The 17072-nt window shown below is 73.7% G+C and carries 14 protein-coding genes and 1 pseudogene; 8 read left to right on the top strand and 7 right to left on the bottom strand.

The features are described 5' to 3' along the window. The first annotated feature begins 55 nt into the window (after positions 1–55). A complete protein-coding gene (locus AB0Q99_RS05045) occupies positions 56–589 on the top strand; it encodes a SigE family RNA polymerase sigma factor (protein WP_363568593.1) in 534 nt (177 codons plus the stop codon). Further along, positions 586–1548, top strand: a complete 963-nt coding sequence (locus AB0Q99_RS05040) for a hypothetical protein (protein WP_363568592.1) — start codon at positions 586–588, stop codon at positions 1546–1548. Before AB0Q99_RS05045 ends, AB0Q99_RS05040 begins: the two co-directional genes overlap by 4 nt. Positions 1549–1659: 111 nt before the next feature. Here the strand turns inward: AB0Q99_RS05040 and AB0Q99_RS05035 are convergent. The 5 genes and pseudogenes from AB0Q99_RS05035 to AB0Q99_RS05015 form a co-directional block, all read right to left on the bottom strand. Further along, positions 1660–2087 (bottom strand): annotated as a pseudogene (locus AB0Q99_RS05035) (DUF6210 family protein). 227 nt (positions 2088–2314) lie between these two features. Continuing rightward, complete coding sequence (locus AB0Q99_RS05030; protein ID WP_363568590.1) at positions 2315–4105, bottom strand: acyl-CoA dehydrogenase; 1791 nt, start codon at positions 4103–4105, stop codon at positions 2315–2317. Positions 4106–4818: 713 nt separating this feature from the next. Continuing rightward, positions 4819–5301: a hypothetical protein gene (locus AB0Q99_RS05025; protein ID WP_363568588.1), complete on the bottom strand. Its 483-nt coding sequence runs from the start codon at positions 5299–5301 to the stop codon at positions 4819–4821. Between the two features lie 71 nt (positions 5302–5372). Further along, complete coding sequence (locus tag AB0Q99_RS05020; protein WP_363568586.1) at positions 5373–5858, bottom strand: YbaK/EbsC family protein; 486 nt, start codon at positions 5856–5858, stop codon at positions 5373–5375. Between the two features lie 57 nt (positions 5859–5915). Beyond that, complete coding sequence (locus AB0Q99_RS05015) at positions 5916–7673, bottom strand: 2-isopropylmalate synthase (RefSeq protein WP_363568584.1); 1758 nt, start codon at positions 7671–7673, stop codon at positions 5916–5918. Between the two features lie 180 nt (positions 7674–7853). On the opposite strand from AB0Q99_RS05015, the gene AB0Q99_RS05010 reads away from it, so the two are divergent. The 6 genes from AB0Q99_RS05010 to AB0Q99_RS04985 all read left to right on the top strand — a co-directional run bounded on the left by AB0Q99_RS05010 (position 7854) and on the right by AB0Q99_RS04985 (position 15019). Further along, a complete protein-coding gene (locus tag AB0Q99_RS05010) occupies positions 7854–8537 on the top strand; it encodes a FadR/GntR family transcriptional regulator (RefSeq protein ID WP_363568582.1) in 684 nt (227 codons plus the stop codon). 435 nt (positions 8538–8972) lie between these two features. After that, the gene (locus AB0Q99_RS05005; protein WP_363568580.1) at positions 8973–12143 is read left to right on the top strand and encodes a nitrate- and nitrite sensing domain-containing protein; all 3171 of its coding nucleotides are present in this window, start codon (positions 8973–8975) and stop codon (positions 12141–12143) included. Beyond that, positions 12143–12634 (top strand): roadblock/LC7 domain-containing protein, encoded by a 492-nt coding sequence (locus tag AB0Q99_RS05000; protein ID WP_363568578.1) that lies wholly within the window; start codon positions 12143–12145, stop codon positions 12632–12634. The genes AB0Q99_RS05005 and AB0Q99_RS05000 overlap by 1 nt, the downstream gene beginning before the upstream one ends. A gap of 119 nt (positions 12635–12753) precedes the next feature. Continuing rightward, positions 12754–13119 (top strand): DUF742 domain-containing protein, encoded by a 366-nt coding sequence (locus AB0Q99_RS04995; RefSeq protein ID WP_363569251.1) that lies wholly within the window; start codon positions 12754–12756, stop codon positions 13117–13119. A 2-nt stretch (positions 13120–13121) separates the two neighbouring features. After that, on the top strand, positions 13122–13760 hold the full coding sequence (locus AB0Q99_RS04990; protein ID WP_363568576.1) for an ATP/GTP-binding protein: 639 nt from the start codon (positions 13122–13124) through the stop codon (positions 13758–13760). A gap of 125 nt (positions 13761–13885) precedes the next feature. Beyond that, positions 13886–15019 carry an FAD-dependent monooxygenase gene (locus tag AB0Q99_RS04985; RefSeq protein ID WP_363568575.1) on the top strand — a complete coding sequence of 378 codons (1134 nt, stop codon included), beginning with the start codon at positions 13886–13888 and terminating at the stop codon, positions 15017–15019. A 63-nt stretch (positions 15020–15082) separates the two neighbouring features. Here AB0Q99_RS04985 and AB0Q99_RS04980 read toward each other — a convergent pair whose 3' ends face one another. Beyond that, entirely contained in the window at positions 15083–15775 is a 693-nt protein-coding gene (locus AB0Q99_RS04980) for a DUF4328 domain-containing protein (RefSeq protein WP_363568573.1), read from the bottom strand. 20 nt (positions 15776–15795) lie between these two features. Beyond that, positions 15796–17022, bottom strand: coding sequence for a transferase (locus AB0Q99_RS04975; RefSeq protein WP_363568571.1), 1227 nt, complete (start codon positions 17020–17022; stop codon positions 15796–15798). Positions 17023–17072: the final 50 nt, after the last annotated feature.

The raw sequence follows: 17072 nt of genomic DNA, 5'->3' as shown, positions 1-17072 counted from the left end.
CCGGAAGTAAGCGCTTCCGGCCGAACCCGGGCTCTGGGTGGGTGAGGAGGTGCTCATGGGAGTAACGAAGAGCGAACGGGACGACGAGTTCCAGGCGTTCATCGTCGCGGTCTGGCCGCGACTGGTCCGGACGGCGTACCTGCTGGCCGGGGAGCAGTACGCGGCGGAGGACCTCGTCCAGTCCGCGGCGGAGAAGGCCTGCGCGGCCTGGACGAAGGTGCGGAAGGCGGACGACCCCTACGCCTACGTGCGGCGGATCCTGGTCAACCAGCACGCCCGCCGTTGGCGGCGCCGGCCGCCGGAGCTGCTGGTGGACGCGGTGCCGGACGCGGCCGGGGTGGAGGACGGGTTCGCCCGCTCCGACCAGCGCGGGGCATTGCTGGCGGCGCTGACCACCCTGCCGGCGCGCCAGCGCGAGGCGGTGGTGCTGCGGCACTGGGAGGACCTGAGCGACAGCCAGGCGGCGGCCGCCATGGGCTGCTCGACGGGCGCGGTGCGCAGCCACGCGGCGAAGGGGATCGCGCGGCTGCGGCAGATCACGGAGCTGGTCGGGCTCAAGGACACGGAACACATCGGAGGAACGGTATGAGCGCGGACGTGAACGCGAACCTGAACGCGAACGACGACACCGACCTGTGGGTCGGGCTCGGCCTGGCCGAGGAGGCGGCCGGCGCGAAGGTGGGTCCGGCGCCGGTCGCGGACATCATGGCGGGCGGCCGCCGACTGCGGAACCGTCGCCGGACGGTGGTCGGCGTGGTGGCGCTGGCCTCGGTGGTGGCCCTGTCGGGCGGGGCGCTGGCGCAGCTGCGCCCGGACCCGGCGGCCACGAGCGCCTCCGTCGCCGCCGCTTCCGGTGCCGCTTCCGGTGGCGGTGGCGGTACCGGCGCGGTCGGCGTCGGGCCGGCCGCCGCGCCGAACACCGCCGGGCCGACGACCGCCGCCTCCGGTGTGCGCGACCCGTTCACCCCGGTCCGGGTGCGGCTGGGCCAGGGCGTCGCCAACGGCAAGACTTGGGAGCTGTGGGAGGCGCTGTGGCCGCTGGCGCCGAAGGAGCGGGCGTACGAGCAGGCGCTGGCGGTGTGGCAGGAGCGTGCGCCCTTCGACTCGAACATCGCCAAGCCGACTCCGGCGTACGTCGCCCAGTACTGGCAGCCCGACTCCGATGTCATCAACACCTACTTCGTCGTGGACGGGGTGCGCCTGGGCCACGACTCGGAGGGCGTCACCCCGGCCCCGGGCAAGCTGGACCCGCGCGACGCGACCGTCTTCGGCGGCGGCCTGTTCGGCCGCAGCAGCAAGGACGGCATCGTGCCCCCGGTGGACGTGATGTTGATCGACATCGGCCCCGGCGTCGGCCGGGTGGTGGTGACCTGGGCGGACGGCTCGACCACCGAGCCCACGCCCGTCACCGTCGGGGACTCCCCGACCCGGCACCTGGTGGTGGCCCGCCCGGGCACGATGCGGGCGAAGTCCTGGCAGTTCTACGACAAGGACGGCAACCGGCTCCAGGACCGCGACGCCAAGTACCTGACAGAGTCGGCCTCCTGACTGCCCCTCAGGGTCTCCCGGAAGGATGACGGCTCAAGGCCGCGCCTCATACCCGATCTTGTGGCGGGGCGAACGTCCTCCGGCTGCGGGAGGACGGGCGACCGCTGGAGCTCAATCCGAGTTGGACCACACCAGCACGCCGGGACCGTCCGGCGTGATCACCGGCACCCACGCCTCGTCGGCCTCCCGGATCCGGCTCTCGTCCAACCGCAGGCCATGCGGCTCCTCGGCGGTCCCGTCGCATGCCCAGGACGGATGGTTCCGGTGATCTCGCGGAGCCTGTCCCTCTTGTCGTCCGGCCACGCGTAGTCCCAGGTGCCGGCACCGCGGAAGTCCTTCTCGAACAGCACTCGCAGTGCGTCCAGTTCACCGGGGCCGACGAGCGGTACCAGGAAGCCCTCCACCTGCCCCTGCCGACAGGCGGTTCCGCCGTACTGCTGCTGATAGAAGACCCCGGTCTTCGCCTCGACCACGACGTAGAGCCAGCCGCCGCCACTGGTGCCGTCGGGATCGAGGAAGACGAAGCGTCGAGAACTCATGGACGGCAGTGTTCCGGGCTGCCGGCCACGAGCTCAACGACATTTCAGCCCTGCAAGATCAATGACGAGACAGGGCACGGCCTTGGGGGGTTTCAGCAGTGACTTCGGGAGTGGGACGTCGGCCCCGCCGACTTCCCACTCCCGCGCCACGTCCACACCGTGCTCGGCCGGGCGCGGTGTGGACGTGGCGCGGCCGGTGATGGGCCGGCACGGGCCGGCGGGGCGGCTCAGGCGGACCGGACGAAGGCCTGCTGGTAGGCGGGGCCGGTGATGGGCCGGCCGGCGTGGAAGGAGTCGGGCAGGTCGAAGGCGTCCACCAGCGGGAGCGCGTGTTCCGCGAGCCGTGCGACGGACCGTTCCTGCAAGCCGGGCAGCTCCGACGCCTGGGCGGGCGTCAGTTCCCCGGCGCCGAGCAGCAGGGTCCCGTGCGCGTCGATCCGGCGCAGGGTGAACAACCGGTGCAGGTCGTGCAGGAGCGCGCGGGCGGTGTCGTCCCGTGCGGCCTCGGCCCAGCCGAGCAGGGCGGCCGCCGCGTCGTGCTCGGCTCGGGCGGTGACGGCGGCCAGGGCGTCGGGCGCCGCCGCGTTCCACCGCCGCAGGGCGTCCCCGGCGGGCGCCTCGCGCAGGCGCGTCCGGGCGCGGGCGAGCCGCAGCCGCAGGACAGTGCGCAGCAGTGCCTGGCGGACGGCCGTATCGTCGAGGCCACCATCCGTCGGCGCGGGCACCACCGGCTCGGGCGTCGAAGCCTCCGCCGCCAGGAGGAGTTCGGCCCCCGCCTTGGCCCAGAGCGCGAGGTTGTCCCCTTCGGCCGTGATGGCGCCCTCGATGTCCGCCGCGTAGGAGGTGATCCCGTTGACGGGCAACAGCCCCTGGGCACCGCACCGTTCGCGCGCCTCGATGATCAGGTCGCGGGCCCGCCAGGTGGTCCAGCCCTTGGTGATGGCGACCTGCCGTTCGGCGGCGACGGATTCCTCGGGGTCGGCCTGGTCGTGCCGGCCCCAGCGGTCCACGGTGGCACGGTGCAGGGCGGTCATCGCGTAGACGGTGGCGAGGCCGTCCAGCAGCGGGCCGTGGTGGGTGCGGTGGGCCCAGACGGGGATGCGCCGGTCGGGGCGGGCGCCGGCGACCTCGCGGTGCTGCGCGTACCGGACGGCGGTGGCGAGCGCGGCACGGGCCGCGCCGACCGCGGCGGCGCTCATGCACAGCTTGCCGGCGGTGACCCGGCCGATCGCGGCAAGGAATCGTTTCCGCTTGCTGCCGAGCGCGCTGGTGAGCGTGCCGTCGTCGGCGAGCCGGCCATGGGCGCCGGTGAGCAGCGCCTCGTACGGCAGGCGGACCCGGTCGAAGGAGGTGAGGCAGTGGTCGACGGGGCTGCCGGGGCGCTGCGGCAGCGGGTCGACGGTGATGCCGGGCAGCGGGCGGCCGTCGTCGTCGGTGAGCGGGACGAGGACGAGGAAGATCCCGTGGTCGCGTCCGTCGACGCGCAGCCGGGCGGCGACCACCGCGGACTTGGGGCCGCCGGCCGGGCCGGTGTTCGGCATGAACTTGCGGGCGGACGGGCCGGGCGTGTGCAGGGTGAGGCTGCGGTCGGCGCGGTCGTAGTCGGCGACGGTCTCCAGGGCGGCGGCGTCGTTGCCGTGGCCGAGTTCGGTGCACAGGAAGGTGCCGATCCGGTCCATCCGGAGGTAGTCGTCCAGGGGGCGCTTGGGCGTGGGGTCGTGGTCGAGCAGGGTACCGAGGAAGAGGTTGTAGTGGATGCCCGCGAGGACGGTGAGGCCGCCGTCGACCACGGCGGTCCACTCGTGCAGGGCGGCGAGCAGCCGCGGGTCGGCGGCGAGGGCGGCCGGGTCGGTGTGCGCGTTGAGGTGTTTCAACCGCCGGTAGGAGGCGGCGATCTGGTCGACCCCGGGAGACTCCGGGCGGCGGTGCATGGCGGGGTCCGCGGCGAGCCGGCGCCAGGGCCCGTGGACGTGCTCGCGGTCGGGGCCGAAGAGGAGCCGGGAGAGCTCTGCGCTCATCGGCGTCAGATGAGCGGGTGTCTTGTGAACAGGCGTCTCGTGAACAGGCGTCATGTAAACGACCAAGGACCGGGCGCGGCAGAGGTTACGGTCTTGTGATCGAGATCACCGGGGCCGCCCGGGGAACAGGACGTCGGATCGGCCGACTTCCCACTCCCCTCTCCGGGGTCGGCCTCGCACGGAGGACTGATCGTCGTACTCGGCTACCGCGCGACGGCAGCCGACGTTACGGTCATCCCGGCTGTGCCGTACGGCGCTTGGGAGGGGTCGAGCCGCCGATCCGACGCGTTCTCCCCCTGCTCCCGATTTCCGCCCCCGACCCTCCTCCCTCTCCCGGCACCGCCCGTTCGCCGCGTTCACCATCGAGCTCCGAGGACATCCACGGTCGACACCGTCAGCTCGCTCGCCTCCCGGGTCCACGACCTGCTGGTGGCGAACCTGTCCGCCCCTGCCGTTGCCGCCATACCCGGACAGGGCACCCTCGCCACCCTCGCCCGGGCCCTGATGGCGCCCCGCAGGGCGTCGACGTCACCGCGGGCTTCCACGACGTCATCGCGCGGGCACCTCGACCCTGGTCATCCCCTGCCCGCCGCTGGGCTCACTCGTCCACCCGGCCTGAACCGCCGCCACGAGGGGGCCGCCCGGCCGACCGGCTCGGGCCTGCCGGGTGCCCCCGACCGGAAGCGGGCGGTCCGCGGTCCAGGGCGGTCGGCTCAGCCGGAGGCTGTGACGCTGCGGAACCAGACCGGGAAGGGCGGGTTCTGCGGCTCTTCCCGGTCCGGGGCGTCCTCGCCGTCGAGGGCACCAGGGGCGTCCGTCAGCCTGGTCACGCCGGGCTCGTCGTCCGCCAGGAACTCGGCGACGATCGGCGCGAGGTCGTCGACCGGAACGTACGCGCCCCCGAACGGCAGCTCCTCCGGGCCCACCGATCCGGTGGAGCAGCGCAGTTGTCCGGCCCGGTCGTCGTGCCAGACGTAGAAGGTCGCCGGGCCGGCGTGTCCCAGCCCGGCGACCCGGGCCCGGAGCAGCAGCGCCGTCCGTTCGAAGGCGGTGACCACCTCGGCGACCGTCAGCGACCGCCGGTCCTCGACCTCGGCGCTCAACCACCAGGTGTTGGTCTCCCACTCCAGCGGGTGGTCGTCCGGTTCGAGGGCCAGCGGCTCGTCCGCCAGCTCGGCGATGTACGTCAACAGCATCGCGCCAGTATCACCCGGACGGGAGAGCAGCCCGTCCCGTACAAAGGGCTGCTGTCCGGGCGGGTCGCCGGTCAGTCCGCCGCCACGGCGGACGGGGTTCCTCCCGTCACCCGCAGCAGCTCCGCGTAGGACATCGGGACGACGGTGTGCGGGTGCCCGGCGGCCGCCCACAGCACCTCGTACCGCTGGAGCGCGGTGTCGACCACCGTACGCAGCGGGGCGGGGTGGCCGGTGGGGGCGACGCCGCCGATGGCCTGGCCGGTGGCCCCGCGGACCTGATCGGCGCTCGCCCGGGTGATGCCGCCCGCGCCCAACTGTTCGGCCAGGTAACCGGTGTCGACCCGGTGGGCGCCGCTGGTCATCACCAGCAGCGGCTCGCCGTCGCACAGGAACACCAGACTGTTGGCGATGGCCCCGACCTCGCAGCCGAGGGCCGCCGCGGCCTCGGCGGCCGTACGGGCGGAGTCGGGCAGGACGACGATCTCGCCGGCCACGCCGGCGGCCGCCAGCGCCTCGGCCACTGCCAGGCTTCGGGAGGGGAGAGAAGAGGACGTCATCGGGCCATCATGCCTTCCGCTCATGACCGCCTCCACGGCTTTCTCCATGAGTTCCGCTCATGACCTCGCCTCATGAGCCCCGCTCATGACCTTCCGCTCGTCAGCAGCGGCGACAGCAACGGCCGCGGCCGCGCCCCGACCGGCCGCGCTCAGCACCGCCCGTACGCCTGCGGTGAGCACGGAGGCGTCCCGCCCGGCGCCCCACACCACCCGGCCCGCGACCCGCGCCTCGACATAGGCGACCGCGTCCGGTCCGGAGCCCACCGCGTGTTCGCTGAAGGAGAGGATCTCCACCCCCACCGCGTCCGCGATCGCGTCCAGCGGCCCGGCGCCGGTGCCCCGCCGGCCGTCGACCTCGGCCCAGTCGTCACCCACCCGCCAGGCCCATGAGGAACCCTCATCGAGGTACTCCGCCCGGAACAGCCCGTACAGTTCCTCGCCCGTCACCTCCCTCCCGCTGTCGTCCGTCGCCCGCTGCACGACCCGCGCGAAGTCGATCTGCAGCCGGCGGGGCAGTTCCAGCCCTTCCCCGGTCTGCAGCAGGTAGGCGATCCCGCCCTTGCCGGACTGGCTGTTGACCCGGATCACCGCCTCGTAGTCCCGGCCCAGGTCGGCCGGGTCGATCGGCAGGTACGGCACCGACCAGGGCGCTTCCCGCTCGGGGAGGCCGAGTTCGGCGGCGGCCCCGGTGTGTCGGTGCAACCCCTTCTTGATGGCGTCCTGGTGGGTGCCGGAGAAGGCGGTGTGCACCAGGTCCCCGGCGTAGGGGTGGCGCTCGTGGACGGGCAGCCGGTTGCAGTGCTCGACGGTGCGCCGGATCTCGTCGATGTCGGACAGGTCGAGCATCGGGTCGACGCCCTGGGTGTGCAGGTTGAGCGCCAGGGTCACCAGGTCGACGTTCCCGGTGCGCTCGCCGTTGCCGAACAGGCAGCCCTCGATCCGCTGCGCACCGGCCAGCACGGCGAGTTCGGCGCAGGCGACGCCCGTGCCCCGGTCGTTGTGCGGGTGGACGGAGAGGATCACCGCGTCGCGCCGCTCCAGGTGCCGGTCCATGTACTCGATCTGGTCGGCGTAGACGTTGGGGGTGGCGGTCTCGACCGTCGCCGGCAGGTTGTGGACGACGGGCCGGTCGGGGCTCGCGTCCCACAGCCGGGTCAGCGCGTTGCACACCTCCAGGACGTAGTCGGGCTCGGTCAGGTTGAACACCTCGGGCGAGAACTGGAACCGCAGGCCGTCCCGCCCCTCCCCCAACCGGGCCAGGTGCGCGGCGGCGTCGGTGATCAGCGCCCGCAGTTCCGCCCGCCCCTTGCCGAGGACGACGTCCCGCCACAGCGGCGCGGTCGCGGTGTAGAGGTGGAGGACGACGCGCGGCAGGCCGGCGACGGCCTGGTAGGTGCGCTCGATCAGGTCGGCCCGGGCGGCGGTGAAGACGACGACCGTGACGTCCTCGGGGACGGCACCGGGGGTGGTGGCCAGTTGCCGGACGAAGTCGAAGTCGGTCCGGCTGGCGGAGGGGTAGCCGACCTCGATCTCCTTGAAGCCCATGGCCAGCAGCAGGTCGAACATCCGCTGCTTGCGTGCCGGGTCCATCGGTTCGGCGAGTGCTTGGTTGCCGTCCCGCAGGTCGACGGGCACCCACAGCGGCGCCCGCTCGATGCGTCGGCCGGGCCAGCGCCGCATCAGGGCGGGCACGTGGACCCGTTCGTGGGCGGGGCGGTAGCGGTGGGAGGGCATGGCGCCGCCGCGCTGCGGGTTCCAGGCGGGGGCGTCGGCCGGGACGGGCCCGGCGGGGGCGTGCAGGGTCGGGAAGATCATGCGAGTTCCTCATGACGCGTACCGGTGACCGGCAGGACGGCGCCCCGCAGCGGGGTGCCGGTCCGGTCATGCCCCGCTGCGGCCACCAAGGAGAAGGCCCCCCACGGGGAGGATCCAGGGCTGCATGCCGGGTAGAGTAACCACGACACAAGTCCTCAGACAACCTGACAGGTGAGCCCGATGACCCCGCTCCGCCCCTCCCCCCTCGCCGAACAGGCCGCCACGCGGATCGAGGAGCAGATCCGGGCCGGCCAGTGGCCGGTGGGCGGGAAGCTGCCGGGCGAGGTGGCGCTGGCCAAGGAGCTGGGTGTCGGCCGCTCGACGGTCCGGGAGGCGCTGCGCACGCTCGCCGCGGCGGGGATGGTGCAGAGCCGCCAGGGCTCCGGGGTCTTCGTCACCGCCGACCGTCCCACCGAGGACTGGCCCGCCCGACTGCGCCGCGCCGAGCTGGCGCACGTCTACGAGGTGCGGACGATGGTCGAGGTGCAGGCCGCCCGCCTCGCCGCGACCCGCCGCACGGAGGCGGACCTCGCCACCCTGGACGCCACCCTGGCCGCCCGCCACGCGGCGGGCGGGGCCGACGACGCCGCCTTCGTCGAGGCCGACATCGCCCTGCACACCGCCGTCGTGGCAGCCGCCCACAACCCCGTCCTGGACGACCTCTTCGCCCAGTTCGCCCCGGTCCTGCGCGAGCAACTGGTCACCCTGGTCGGCCTGTTCGACCTCCGGGCCGGGGACCCGAACCAGGGCTACGACGCACACGCCGCCCTCGTCCGCGCCGTCCACGACGGCGACCAGGAGGCCGCCGGACGGGTACTGGCCGCGGAGCTGGAGGCCACCCGCTCCCGCCTCCTGGCGGACTGAACCCGGCGAGCGGGCCGGGCCCCGCGAGCGGATCGGGCCGGGCCCCGCGAGCGGACCGGGCCGGGGCCCGCCGACGAGCCCACCCCCATGCCCACGCCCACGCCCGCACCCCGTGAACGCGGAGCCACCTCCGGCACGTCTAACCCGGTGGAGACCCGGCGACGCCGACCGAGCCGGCCAACCGAACCAGCCAACCGAGCCAGGCAACCGGCCGGCCTCCACGGTGGCGTCACACAGTTTTCACGCCGCGGCCACCCGCCGGCCGCGCAGGCGACTGACACTGTGTCAAGCCAGTCCGCAACAGTCTGCTCCGCACACGCACAGTCAATACCCGAGTGACATTGTGTCCGATAAGTGCGCAAGCACCACCCAGACAGCGAACGGGCTTTCACTCTAATCACACGGTATGACTAGTATCGCTTCGTCAAAAAGCCCGTGCCCGGACGGCCCGCCCCTCACCGGCCGGCCGCCAGCCCCAAGGAGACTGCTCTGCGCGCGCGTGCGAATCGGCGGCCCCCGACGCCGAAGGGCCCCCGCAGGCGTCCACGCCTGTCCCTGCGGACGGCGCTGCTCGTCCTGGCCGTCGTCCCCAGCCTCGCCCTCGTCGCCCTCTGGGCGGTCACCAGCGGCGAGACCGTCTTCGACTTCCAACGGCAGGCCGCCCAGGGCCTACTGGCCCAGAAGGCCGGCCAGCCGTCGAACATCGTCTACTACAACCTCCAGGAGGAACGCCGGCTCAGCGCCGAGGCGCTCGCCCGGCCCGGCGCCAACGCCGACCAGCTGCGCCGCCAGCGGCAGTCGACCGACGACGCGGTGCGCCAGTTCCAGGCCCTGTCCGGCGAGACCGCCGACAGCGCGCCCGACGAGGTGCGCAACGCCGTCGCCGAAGCCCGCCAGGCCATGGGCAAACTGGCCGAACAGCGCGCCGCCGTGGACCGTGGCTCGATCGACCAGCAGACCGTCTACGCCTACTACACCGACCTGATCGCGGTGGACCTGCGGCTGTTCACCGCGCTCAGCCACGTGGACACCGGCGAGGTCACCTGGATCTCCAAGACCCTGGTGAACGCCTTCTGGGCGAAGGAGATGCTGGCCCGCGAGGACGCCGTCCTGGCCCGCGGCTGGCCCACCGGCCGCCTCGCCACCGCCGACTTCCAGGCCGTCCAGCAGGCCATCGGCGCGCAGGACCACCTGCTCACCGTCCAGGTCGTCCCGTACCTCCCGGACGCCGAGGCGCCCGCCTGGCACGACCTGATGACCAGTCCGGCCTGGCAGGCCAAGGCCGCCGTCGAGCAGCAGCTGACCAAGCCCACCGCCGCCGACGCCAACGGCACCGTCAAGCTGCCCGCCGCCCAGGACCAGTGGCGCCAGGCCCTCGACCAGCTCAACCCGCAGCTGGTCAAGGCGATCGAGACCCGCACCAGCGGCATCGTCGAGGTCGGCAAGGGAAGCATCCTGGACCTGCTGACCAAGGTCGTGCTGACCACCGTCGTCGGCCTGATCACGGTCATCGCGGTGGTCATCGCCTCCTGGCGGCTCAGCCGCTCGCTGCGCCGCCGCATCAAGGAACTGCACACCCAGGCCGAGGAGATGCAGCGCACCCTGCCCGAGGTGGTCGACCGCCTCGGCCGCGGCGAGCAGGTGGACGTCGAGGCCGAGACCGCCGTCATCACCGACGGGCCGCACGGCAACGGCACCGACGAGCTGGCCCGGCTCGGCCAGGCGCTCAACCTGGCCCGCTCCTCCGCCCTGGCGGCCGCCGTCGGCCAGGCCGAGCAGCACCGCGGCTTCGAGCGGCTGCTGCAGCGCATCGCCCGCCGCACCCAGCTGCTGATCGGCCGCCAGCTGCGCAAGCTGGACGAGCTGGAGCGCAAGCACGAGGACCCGGAGGTCCTGGAGGGCCTGTTCGACCTCGACCACCTCACCGCCCGGCTGCGCCGCTACGAGGAGAACCTCGTCATCATGGCCGGCGGCCAGCCGCAGCGGCGCTGGCGCAAGCCCGTCCCGCTGCTGGACGTGCTGCGCGCCGCGCAGGGCGAGGTGCAGGACTACCGCCGGATCATGCTCGACGTCGAGGGCCACCCGTGGCTGTCCGAGCGGGCCGTCGGCCCGGTCGCCCACGTGCTCGCCGAACTGATGGAGAACGCGACCACGTTCTCCAAGCCGCCCACGCCGGTCGAGGTCCGGGCCGCCATCGTCGGTCGCGGGCTCGCGATCGAGATCGAGGACCGCGGCCTCGGCATGGACCCGGAGCAGTACGACGCGGCCAACGACCTGATGAGCCGTCCGCCGCGCACCGACGTCCTGGCCCGGGCCGACGACATCCGCCTCGGCTTCCACGTGGTGGCCCGGCTCGCCTCGCTGCACGGGCTGAAGATCGAGTTCCGCCCGTCGGCCTTCGGCGGCACCCGGGTCGTCGTGCTCGTCCCGGAGGAGCTGGTCATCGAGGGCGACACCGGCCTGCCGGACAGCGCCGTCGGAACGGCCGCCGAGCCGATCCCGCTGGTCCGGCGCTCGCGCCGGGCGGTGCGGTCGGCCTCCGACGAAGCGCCCGCCCAGGTGCCGGCCGGGCCGCCGGTCGCGCCGGTGGAGGCCTTCGGGCAGGGCGACTTCGTGCCGCAGGCCGCACCCGTGCCGCTGTCACAGTCGCTGCCGCTGTCACTGCCGGAGGCGACGCAGGCACCGCTGCCGGAAGCACCGGTCCGGGAGGCTTCCTTCCCGATCGAGCCCTTCCCGATCGAGCCCTTCCCAGTGGAGCCGTTCCCGGTGGCGCCTGCCCCCGTGGCACCGTTCCCGGAGACCGCGCCGCACGCGGTCTTCCCGCCCGCCCCGGCGCCGCAGGCCCCGTACCCGCCGGCTCCGCTCCAGGAGGCCCACCAGCCGCTGCCGCCGGCCCCCGCGCAGCACCCCGCGCCGTACCCCGCGCCGTACCCCGCGCAGCAGTCCCTCCCGCCCGAGGAGCCGTTCCGGCCCGAGCAGCCGATCGAGCACAGTTCCCCGGCCGAGCCGACGCCCGCGCACGAGACCCCGGCCTACCCGGACATCGCCTACGCCCGGGTCACCGAGGCCGAGGCCCCGTACGCCGACGAGCAGTACCGCCCGGCCGACCACTACCGGCTGGCCGAGCGGCGCGGCACCCGCGAGTACCCGACCTCGGTGCCGTACAGCCCGGCCGAGGGCGGGCAGCCGCCGCTGCCGCAGCGGGTGCGCCAGGCCAGCCTGGCCGCCGAGCTGCGGGTGCCCCCGCCGACCGGCTCGCCGTGGGTCGAGCGCCGCGCCGACCGCCCCGCCGCGGACACCGGCCGCGGCACCAGCGACGGAACCGGCGGAATCACCGACGGCCCCACCGAGGGCGCCGTGCCGCCGCCCGCGAGCCCGTTCCGGCGCCCCGACCGCCCGGTGCGGCGTTCGGGCGCGGCGATCGGCGCGTTCCAGCGCCAGTCCCGTGCCGCCCGGGCCCAGGACAGCGGCGAGCACCGGCTGCCCGCGGCCCTCACCCGGCCGACTCCCCCCACCCCCGCCGGTCCCCCGGCCCCCGCGCCGGGCCACTCCCCTTGGGCGCTGCCCGCCGCGGACTCCCGAACCACACGAACGGATGACCAGTGATGAACCGCACGATCGCCACCCACCAGGACCTGGACTGGCTGCTGGACGGACTCGTCGACTCGGTGCCCGAGACCAGGAACGCCGTCCTGCTCTCCGACGACGGACTCGTGGTCAGCCACTCCCGCACCATCGAGCGGGCCGACGCCGAGCGCCTGGCCGCCGTCGCCACCGGCCAGCAGAGCCTGGCGCGCGGGGTCGGGGTGCTGTTCGACGGCGGGCCGGTGCACCAGGTGATCGTCGAGCTCGCCGAGTGCTGGCTGTTCGTCATCGCCGCCGCCCAGGGCACCCACCTGGCCGTGGTCGCCTCCCAGGAGGTGGACGCCGAGGTGATGTCGGTCGCGATGCACACCCTGGTGCAGCAGGTCGGCCAGAAGCTCAGCACCCCGGCCCGCGCCGACAACCCGCCCGCCGCGCCGATCGCACCCGCCGCGCCCGCCCCCTTCGGCGCGCCCGCCTCGTTCGACGTCTTCGCCGCCCGGAACCGGGGCTGACGCAGGTGGGCCCGTACGGGAACGACGCCCGGGCCGCCGGCCGCGACGACGGCCGGCGGCGCGGCGCGGTGCCGCACTGGAGCGAGCTGGAGGAGGACGCGGAGCACGAGACGGGCAGCATGGTCCGCCCGTACACCATCACCCGCGGCCGGACCGCGCCCGAGCGCGACGACCTCACCCTCATCACGGTGCTCACCACGGTCGAGGAGGAGACCGCCAAGGCCCTGGCGCGGGGCAGCCGCGCCGGTGCCCGCGGCCTCCAGCCCGAGCACCGCCTGATCCTCGAACGCTGCCGGCGCCCGGCAGCCGTGGCCGAGGTGTCGGCCGGCCTGGACCTCCCGGTCTCGGTCACCAAGATCCTGCTGGGCGACCTGGTCGCCCAGGGCCTGCTGAAGGCCCGGGCGCCGCTGTCGGTGGCCCGGGCCGCCGGGGGCGTGGACCTCGGCCTGCTCACGGCCGTACGCGAAGGACTCCGGAGACTCTGAACATGGCAACACCCCACTCCGCCATCGGCGACCCCACCGCCACCAACCCCACCGCCGGCATCACCACTGCCACCCACCCCGCCGCCCCGGCCGCCGTCAAGATCCTGATCGCGGGCGGCTTCGGCGTCGGCAAGACCACCCTGGTCGGCTCGGTCAGCGAGGTCACCCCGCTGCGCACCGAGGAGTACCTGACCCGGGCCAGCGTCGGCGTCGACGACCTGTCCGGCGTCGACCAGAAGGACACCACCACCGTCGCCCTGGACTTCGGCCGGATCACGGTCAGCCCCGAGCTGGTGGTCTACCTGTTCGGCACGCCCGGGCAGGAACGCTTCTGGTTCATGTGGAACGACCTGGTCAACGGCGCCCTCGGCGGGATCGTCATCGCCGACACCCGCCGGCTGGAGACCAGCTTCGCCTCCATCGACTTCTTCGAGAGCCGGGGCATCCCGTTCGTGGTCGCGATCAACTGCTTCCACAACACCAACACCCGCACCCCCGACGAGATCCGGGCCGCGCTCGACCTCGACCCGCAGGTCCCGATGCTGCTCGGGGACGTGCGCGAGCGCGCCTTCGGACGGGACCTGCTGCTCGCCCTGGTCGACCACCTGATGGAACTCGCCGCCGCCTCCCCCGCCGGCTGAACCCGCTTCCCCCTCGCCCCGGTCGGCTCCGCCTTCCCGGCCTCACCCGCCTTCCCGGCCTCACCCGTATTCCCAGCCTCACCCGTCCCCCCGGCTGAACCGCACTTCTCTGGGAGCACCACACCATGACCACACCCCTGCGCGTCCTCGTCCACGGCGGCGGCATCGGCGGCCTCACCCTCGCCACCGCCCTCGCGAAGCGGGGCCACCACGTCGAGGTCGCCGAGCTGCGCGAGCAGTTGGAGGCACTCGGCGTCGGCATCATCCAGCCCTCCAACGCCCTGCACGTGATGCGCGAGATCGGCGTCCTGGACGACTGCCTGGCCGCCGGCTTCGAGTGGGAGGTGCTGACCATCTGCGACCCGGCCGGCGCCACCCTCGCCAAAATCCCGCAGCCCCGGATGGGCGACGCCCCGTCCAACAACGGCATACCGCGCCCCGCGCTCGCCCGCGTCCTCGCCGACGCGGCCACCGGGGCCGGCGCCGCCCTCCGCTTCGGCACCACCATCGCCTCGATCACCGACGACGGCGAGGGCGTCGACGTCACCCTCACCGACGGGCACTCCGGCCGCTACGACCTGGTCGTCGGCTTCGACGGCATCGGCTCGCCGCTGCGCCGGCACCTGTACGGCGAGGCGTACCGGCCCGAGTACACCGGCTTCGCCAACTGGCGGGTGACGCTGCCGCGTTCGCCCGAGGTGCAGGGCGTGGTGATGTCCGCCGGCAACCTCGCGGCGAAGGCGCTGCTCACCCCGATCAGCGCGGACCTCATGTACCTGGGCTCGGTGTTCGCCGAGGCCGAGGACTTCCGCCCGGACCCGGAGCGCGCCCACGAGCAGTTGCGCGAGCGGCTGGCTGGCTTCGGCGGCCCGATCGCCGAGGCACTGGCGCAGATCACCGACCCCGCCGCCGTGGTCCACTCGCGGATCTCCCAGGTCACCGTCGAGGAGCCCTGGCACGTCGGCCGGATCGTCCTCGCGGGCGACGCCGCCCACGCCTCCACCCCGCACCTGGCCCAGGGCGCCGCGATGGCCGTCGAGGACGCGCTGGTGCTCGCCCACAGCCTGGACGCGGCGGACGACGTCCCGGCCGCCCTCACCGCCTGGGAGGAGCGCCGCCGCCCGCGCGCCCTGTGGGTCCAGAGCCTGTCCCGCGCGGTCCTCAAGCAGGAGACCGGCACCCCGACCACCCCGGAGGAGGACGAACTCCTCGAGGTCGGCATCCCGGGCGCGGCACACGTCCTCGTCCAGCCGTACTGACGACTCGGCCGGAACCGGGACCGGGGCCGGGCCCACGGGTCCGGGCGCCCCGCTCCGGCCGGATCAGCCGGTCGGAGCGGGGCGCCGCAGCGTCTGCCAGGTACTGATCCGGTGGACGGTGTAGAGGATCAGCACACCGGCGAGCACGTAGAGCACGGTGGAGACGGTGGAGAGGTACACCGCGCGACGCAGGTCGTCCTCCGTCAGCGAGTCCTTCATCACCAGGTACGTGTAGCTCTGGCCCACGTACCCTCCGATCACCCACGCCCCCCACCAGACCACGAGGAGGGCACCGGGAGCCGACCGCCGGGGCGCGCTGGCCTTCCAGATGTCCGTCACGATCAGGTACGGGATCCAGAGGTTCGCCACCGGGGTCATCCAGGAGCCGACGACCCACCCCCTCACCCGGCGCTGGCTGTCCGGACCACCCAGCGACTCGGCGTTGATCCTCGCTCTCCACAGCCAGACCAGGAACACCACGCCGGCCGCGACGATGACCAGCAGGCCCTTCCACCACGTGAAGAAGCTGGAGAAGTCGTCGGCGGACTGGGCCTCCTCAAGCGTCGCCGTCCCCGCGAGGTAGTGCTCGACGACGAGGTAGACGCGCCAGTCGGACACCGTGAGCAGGACGCTGTACAGCAGCGACAGCAGGATCAGGACCGTCGCGGCCACGCTCAGGCCGGTCACGGCCCTGTACGGCCGGGCGCCGGCCCCGTTCGCGCCCGCGAGCGGGGCGGCTTGGTGCGAATGGTCCACGTTTCCCCCAAGGTTCGTGTTCACCAGAGTGCGATCAACTGCAGTGCCCGGTAGACGAGCCAGCCCGCCAGGACCAGCTCGACCGCGAGTCCGAGGCCGGTCAGACCGACCAGCTTCGAGGCGAGGCGGGGTCTCCAGAGCATCGTCCGCCGCCGACGTCCCACGGAGGCCAGAGCGGCCTGCACCGCGCGGGCCACGTGGAGCGTGGACGTCTCCACCGCCCCGAGGCCCGGGCTTCGCATCCAGGACCGCCATCCCGTTCGGCGGGGCCCCACCGGGAACACGCGGGGCGTCCAGAGCTCGTCGAAGACGATGACGGCGGAGATCCAGTGCTCGTCCGGACCGAGCCCTCCCGGCGGCACCGGGACGGGCAGGTGGTCGTTCAACCGGGCCACCAGGTCGGACGGGCCGCCCGGCGCGAGCAGGAGCAGCTTCCCGGCCGGCTGGGTGGCCCGCACCTGCTCGACCTCCCACCACAGCCCGTCCCCCTGCCCCAGGCGCAGGACGATGAGCTGGGACAGGTCCATCAGCCGCAGCACCGTCGACTTCCAGTCGTCCAGCGGCAGGTAGAACCGCGCGGCGCCGAGGCGCGGCAGGGGCTCCGAGGGCTGTCCCACGGCGATCACGGGGCCGATCACACCCAACGCGCCGACGAACTGCTCCTCCCGCGTGTTGATGTTGAAGTCCGCGCCGTCGTCGATCTGGGCGGCGATCTCGTCGTCGTCGAAACTGCGCAGGTAGAGCACGGGTTCACGGCCGTCCCGCAGCAGTGCCTGGGCCGCCGGCCGCCCCGCGTACGGACGGGTGCGGCGAATGACCAGGAGACCCGCCCCCAGGGTCGCCAGACCGCCGAACAGCAGGAGGAACTGCGACTCCAGGGGCATCGTGTGGCCCCGCTGCTCCGACACGGTGACGGCAGAGGTCCCGGCCCCGAACAGCATCAGGCCGACGCTGTCGGCCAATCGCAGCGCCCTGCTCCAGCGCGGCCGGCGCGGGACGAACCGGCTGACGAGGCCGACGAGTTGCGCGGCTCCCGACCGCCGCCGGTGCCGCAGCCACAGGGCCGGCCAGGCCAGGGCGAGCGCCGCCACCGCCGACCACAGCGCGAACGCGGCTTCGAGGTCCGACCCCGTACGCCCGCCCGCCCTGTCGATGCCCACGTCGATCGCCGACTGCAGCGCGGCGTAGGCGGCCGCGACCGCGAGCGCCGTGACCACTCGGGCGAGGTTCCGCAGACGCGACGACACCTCGGTTCACCCCCAAGCTCTCCCCCGACAGCGAGTGGAATGCCTGGAGT

This window comes from Kitasatospora sp. NPDC086791, from assembly GCF_040685975.1.
GTDB lineage: Bacteria > Actinomycetota > Actinomycetes > Streptomycetales > Streptomycetaceae > Kitasatospora.
This window is presented reverse-complemented; position numbering and strand designations above follow the sequence as displayed.

What these genes read in the sequence shown, in the direction of transcription:
- AB0Q99_RS05045 (WP_363568593.1), top strand. Translation starts at nt 56, where the DNA reads ATGGGAGTAACGAAGAGCGAACGGGACGACGAGTTCCAGGCGTTCATC.
- AB0Q99_RS05040 (WP_363568592.1), top strand. Translation starts at nt 586, where the DNA reads ATGAGCGCGGACGTGAACGCGAACCTGAACGCGAACGACGACACCGAC.
- AB0Q99_RS05030 (WP_363568590.1), bottom strand. Translation starts at nt 4,105, where the DNA reads ATGAGCGCAGAGCTCTCCCGGCTCCTCTTCGGCCCCGACCGCGAGCAC.
- AB0Q99_RS05025 (WP_363568588.1), bottom strand. Translation starts at nt 5,301, where the DNA reads ATGCTGTTGACGTACATCGCCGAGCTGGCGGACGAGCCGCTGGCCCTC.
- AB0Q99_RS05020 (WP_363568586.1), bottom strand. Translation starts at nt 5,858, where the DNA reads ATGACGTCCTCTTCTCTCCCCTCCCGAAGCCTGGCAGTGGCCGAGGCG.
- AB0Q99_RS05015 (WP_363568584.1), bottom strand. Translation starts at nt 7,673, where the DNA reads ATGATCTTCCCGACCCTGCACGCCCCCGCCGGGCCCGTCCCGGCCGAC.
- AB0Q99_RS05010 (WP_363568582.1), top strand. Translation starts at nt 7,854, where the DNA reads ATGACCCCGCTCCGCCCCTCCCCCCTCGCCGAACAGGCCGCCACGCGG.
- AB0Q99_RS05000 (WP_363568578.1), top strand. Translation starts at nt 12,143, where the DNA reads ATGAACCGCACGATCGCCACCCACCAGGACCTGGACTGGCTGCTGGAC.
- AB0Q99_RS04995 (WP_363569251.1), top strand. Translation starts at nt 12,754, where the DNA reads ATGGTCCGCCCGTACACCATCACCCGCGGCCGGACCGCGCCCGAGCGC.
- AB0Q99_RS04990 (WP_363568576.1), top strand. Translation starts at nt 13,122, where the DNA reads ATGGCAACACCCCACTCCGCCATCGGCGACCCCACCGCCACCAACCCC.
- AB0Q99_RS04985 (WP_363568575.1), top strand. Translation starts at nt 13,886, where the DNA reads ATGACCACACCCCTGCGCGTCCTCGTCCACGGCGGCGGCATCGGCGGC.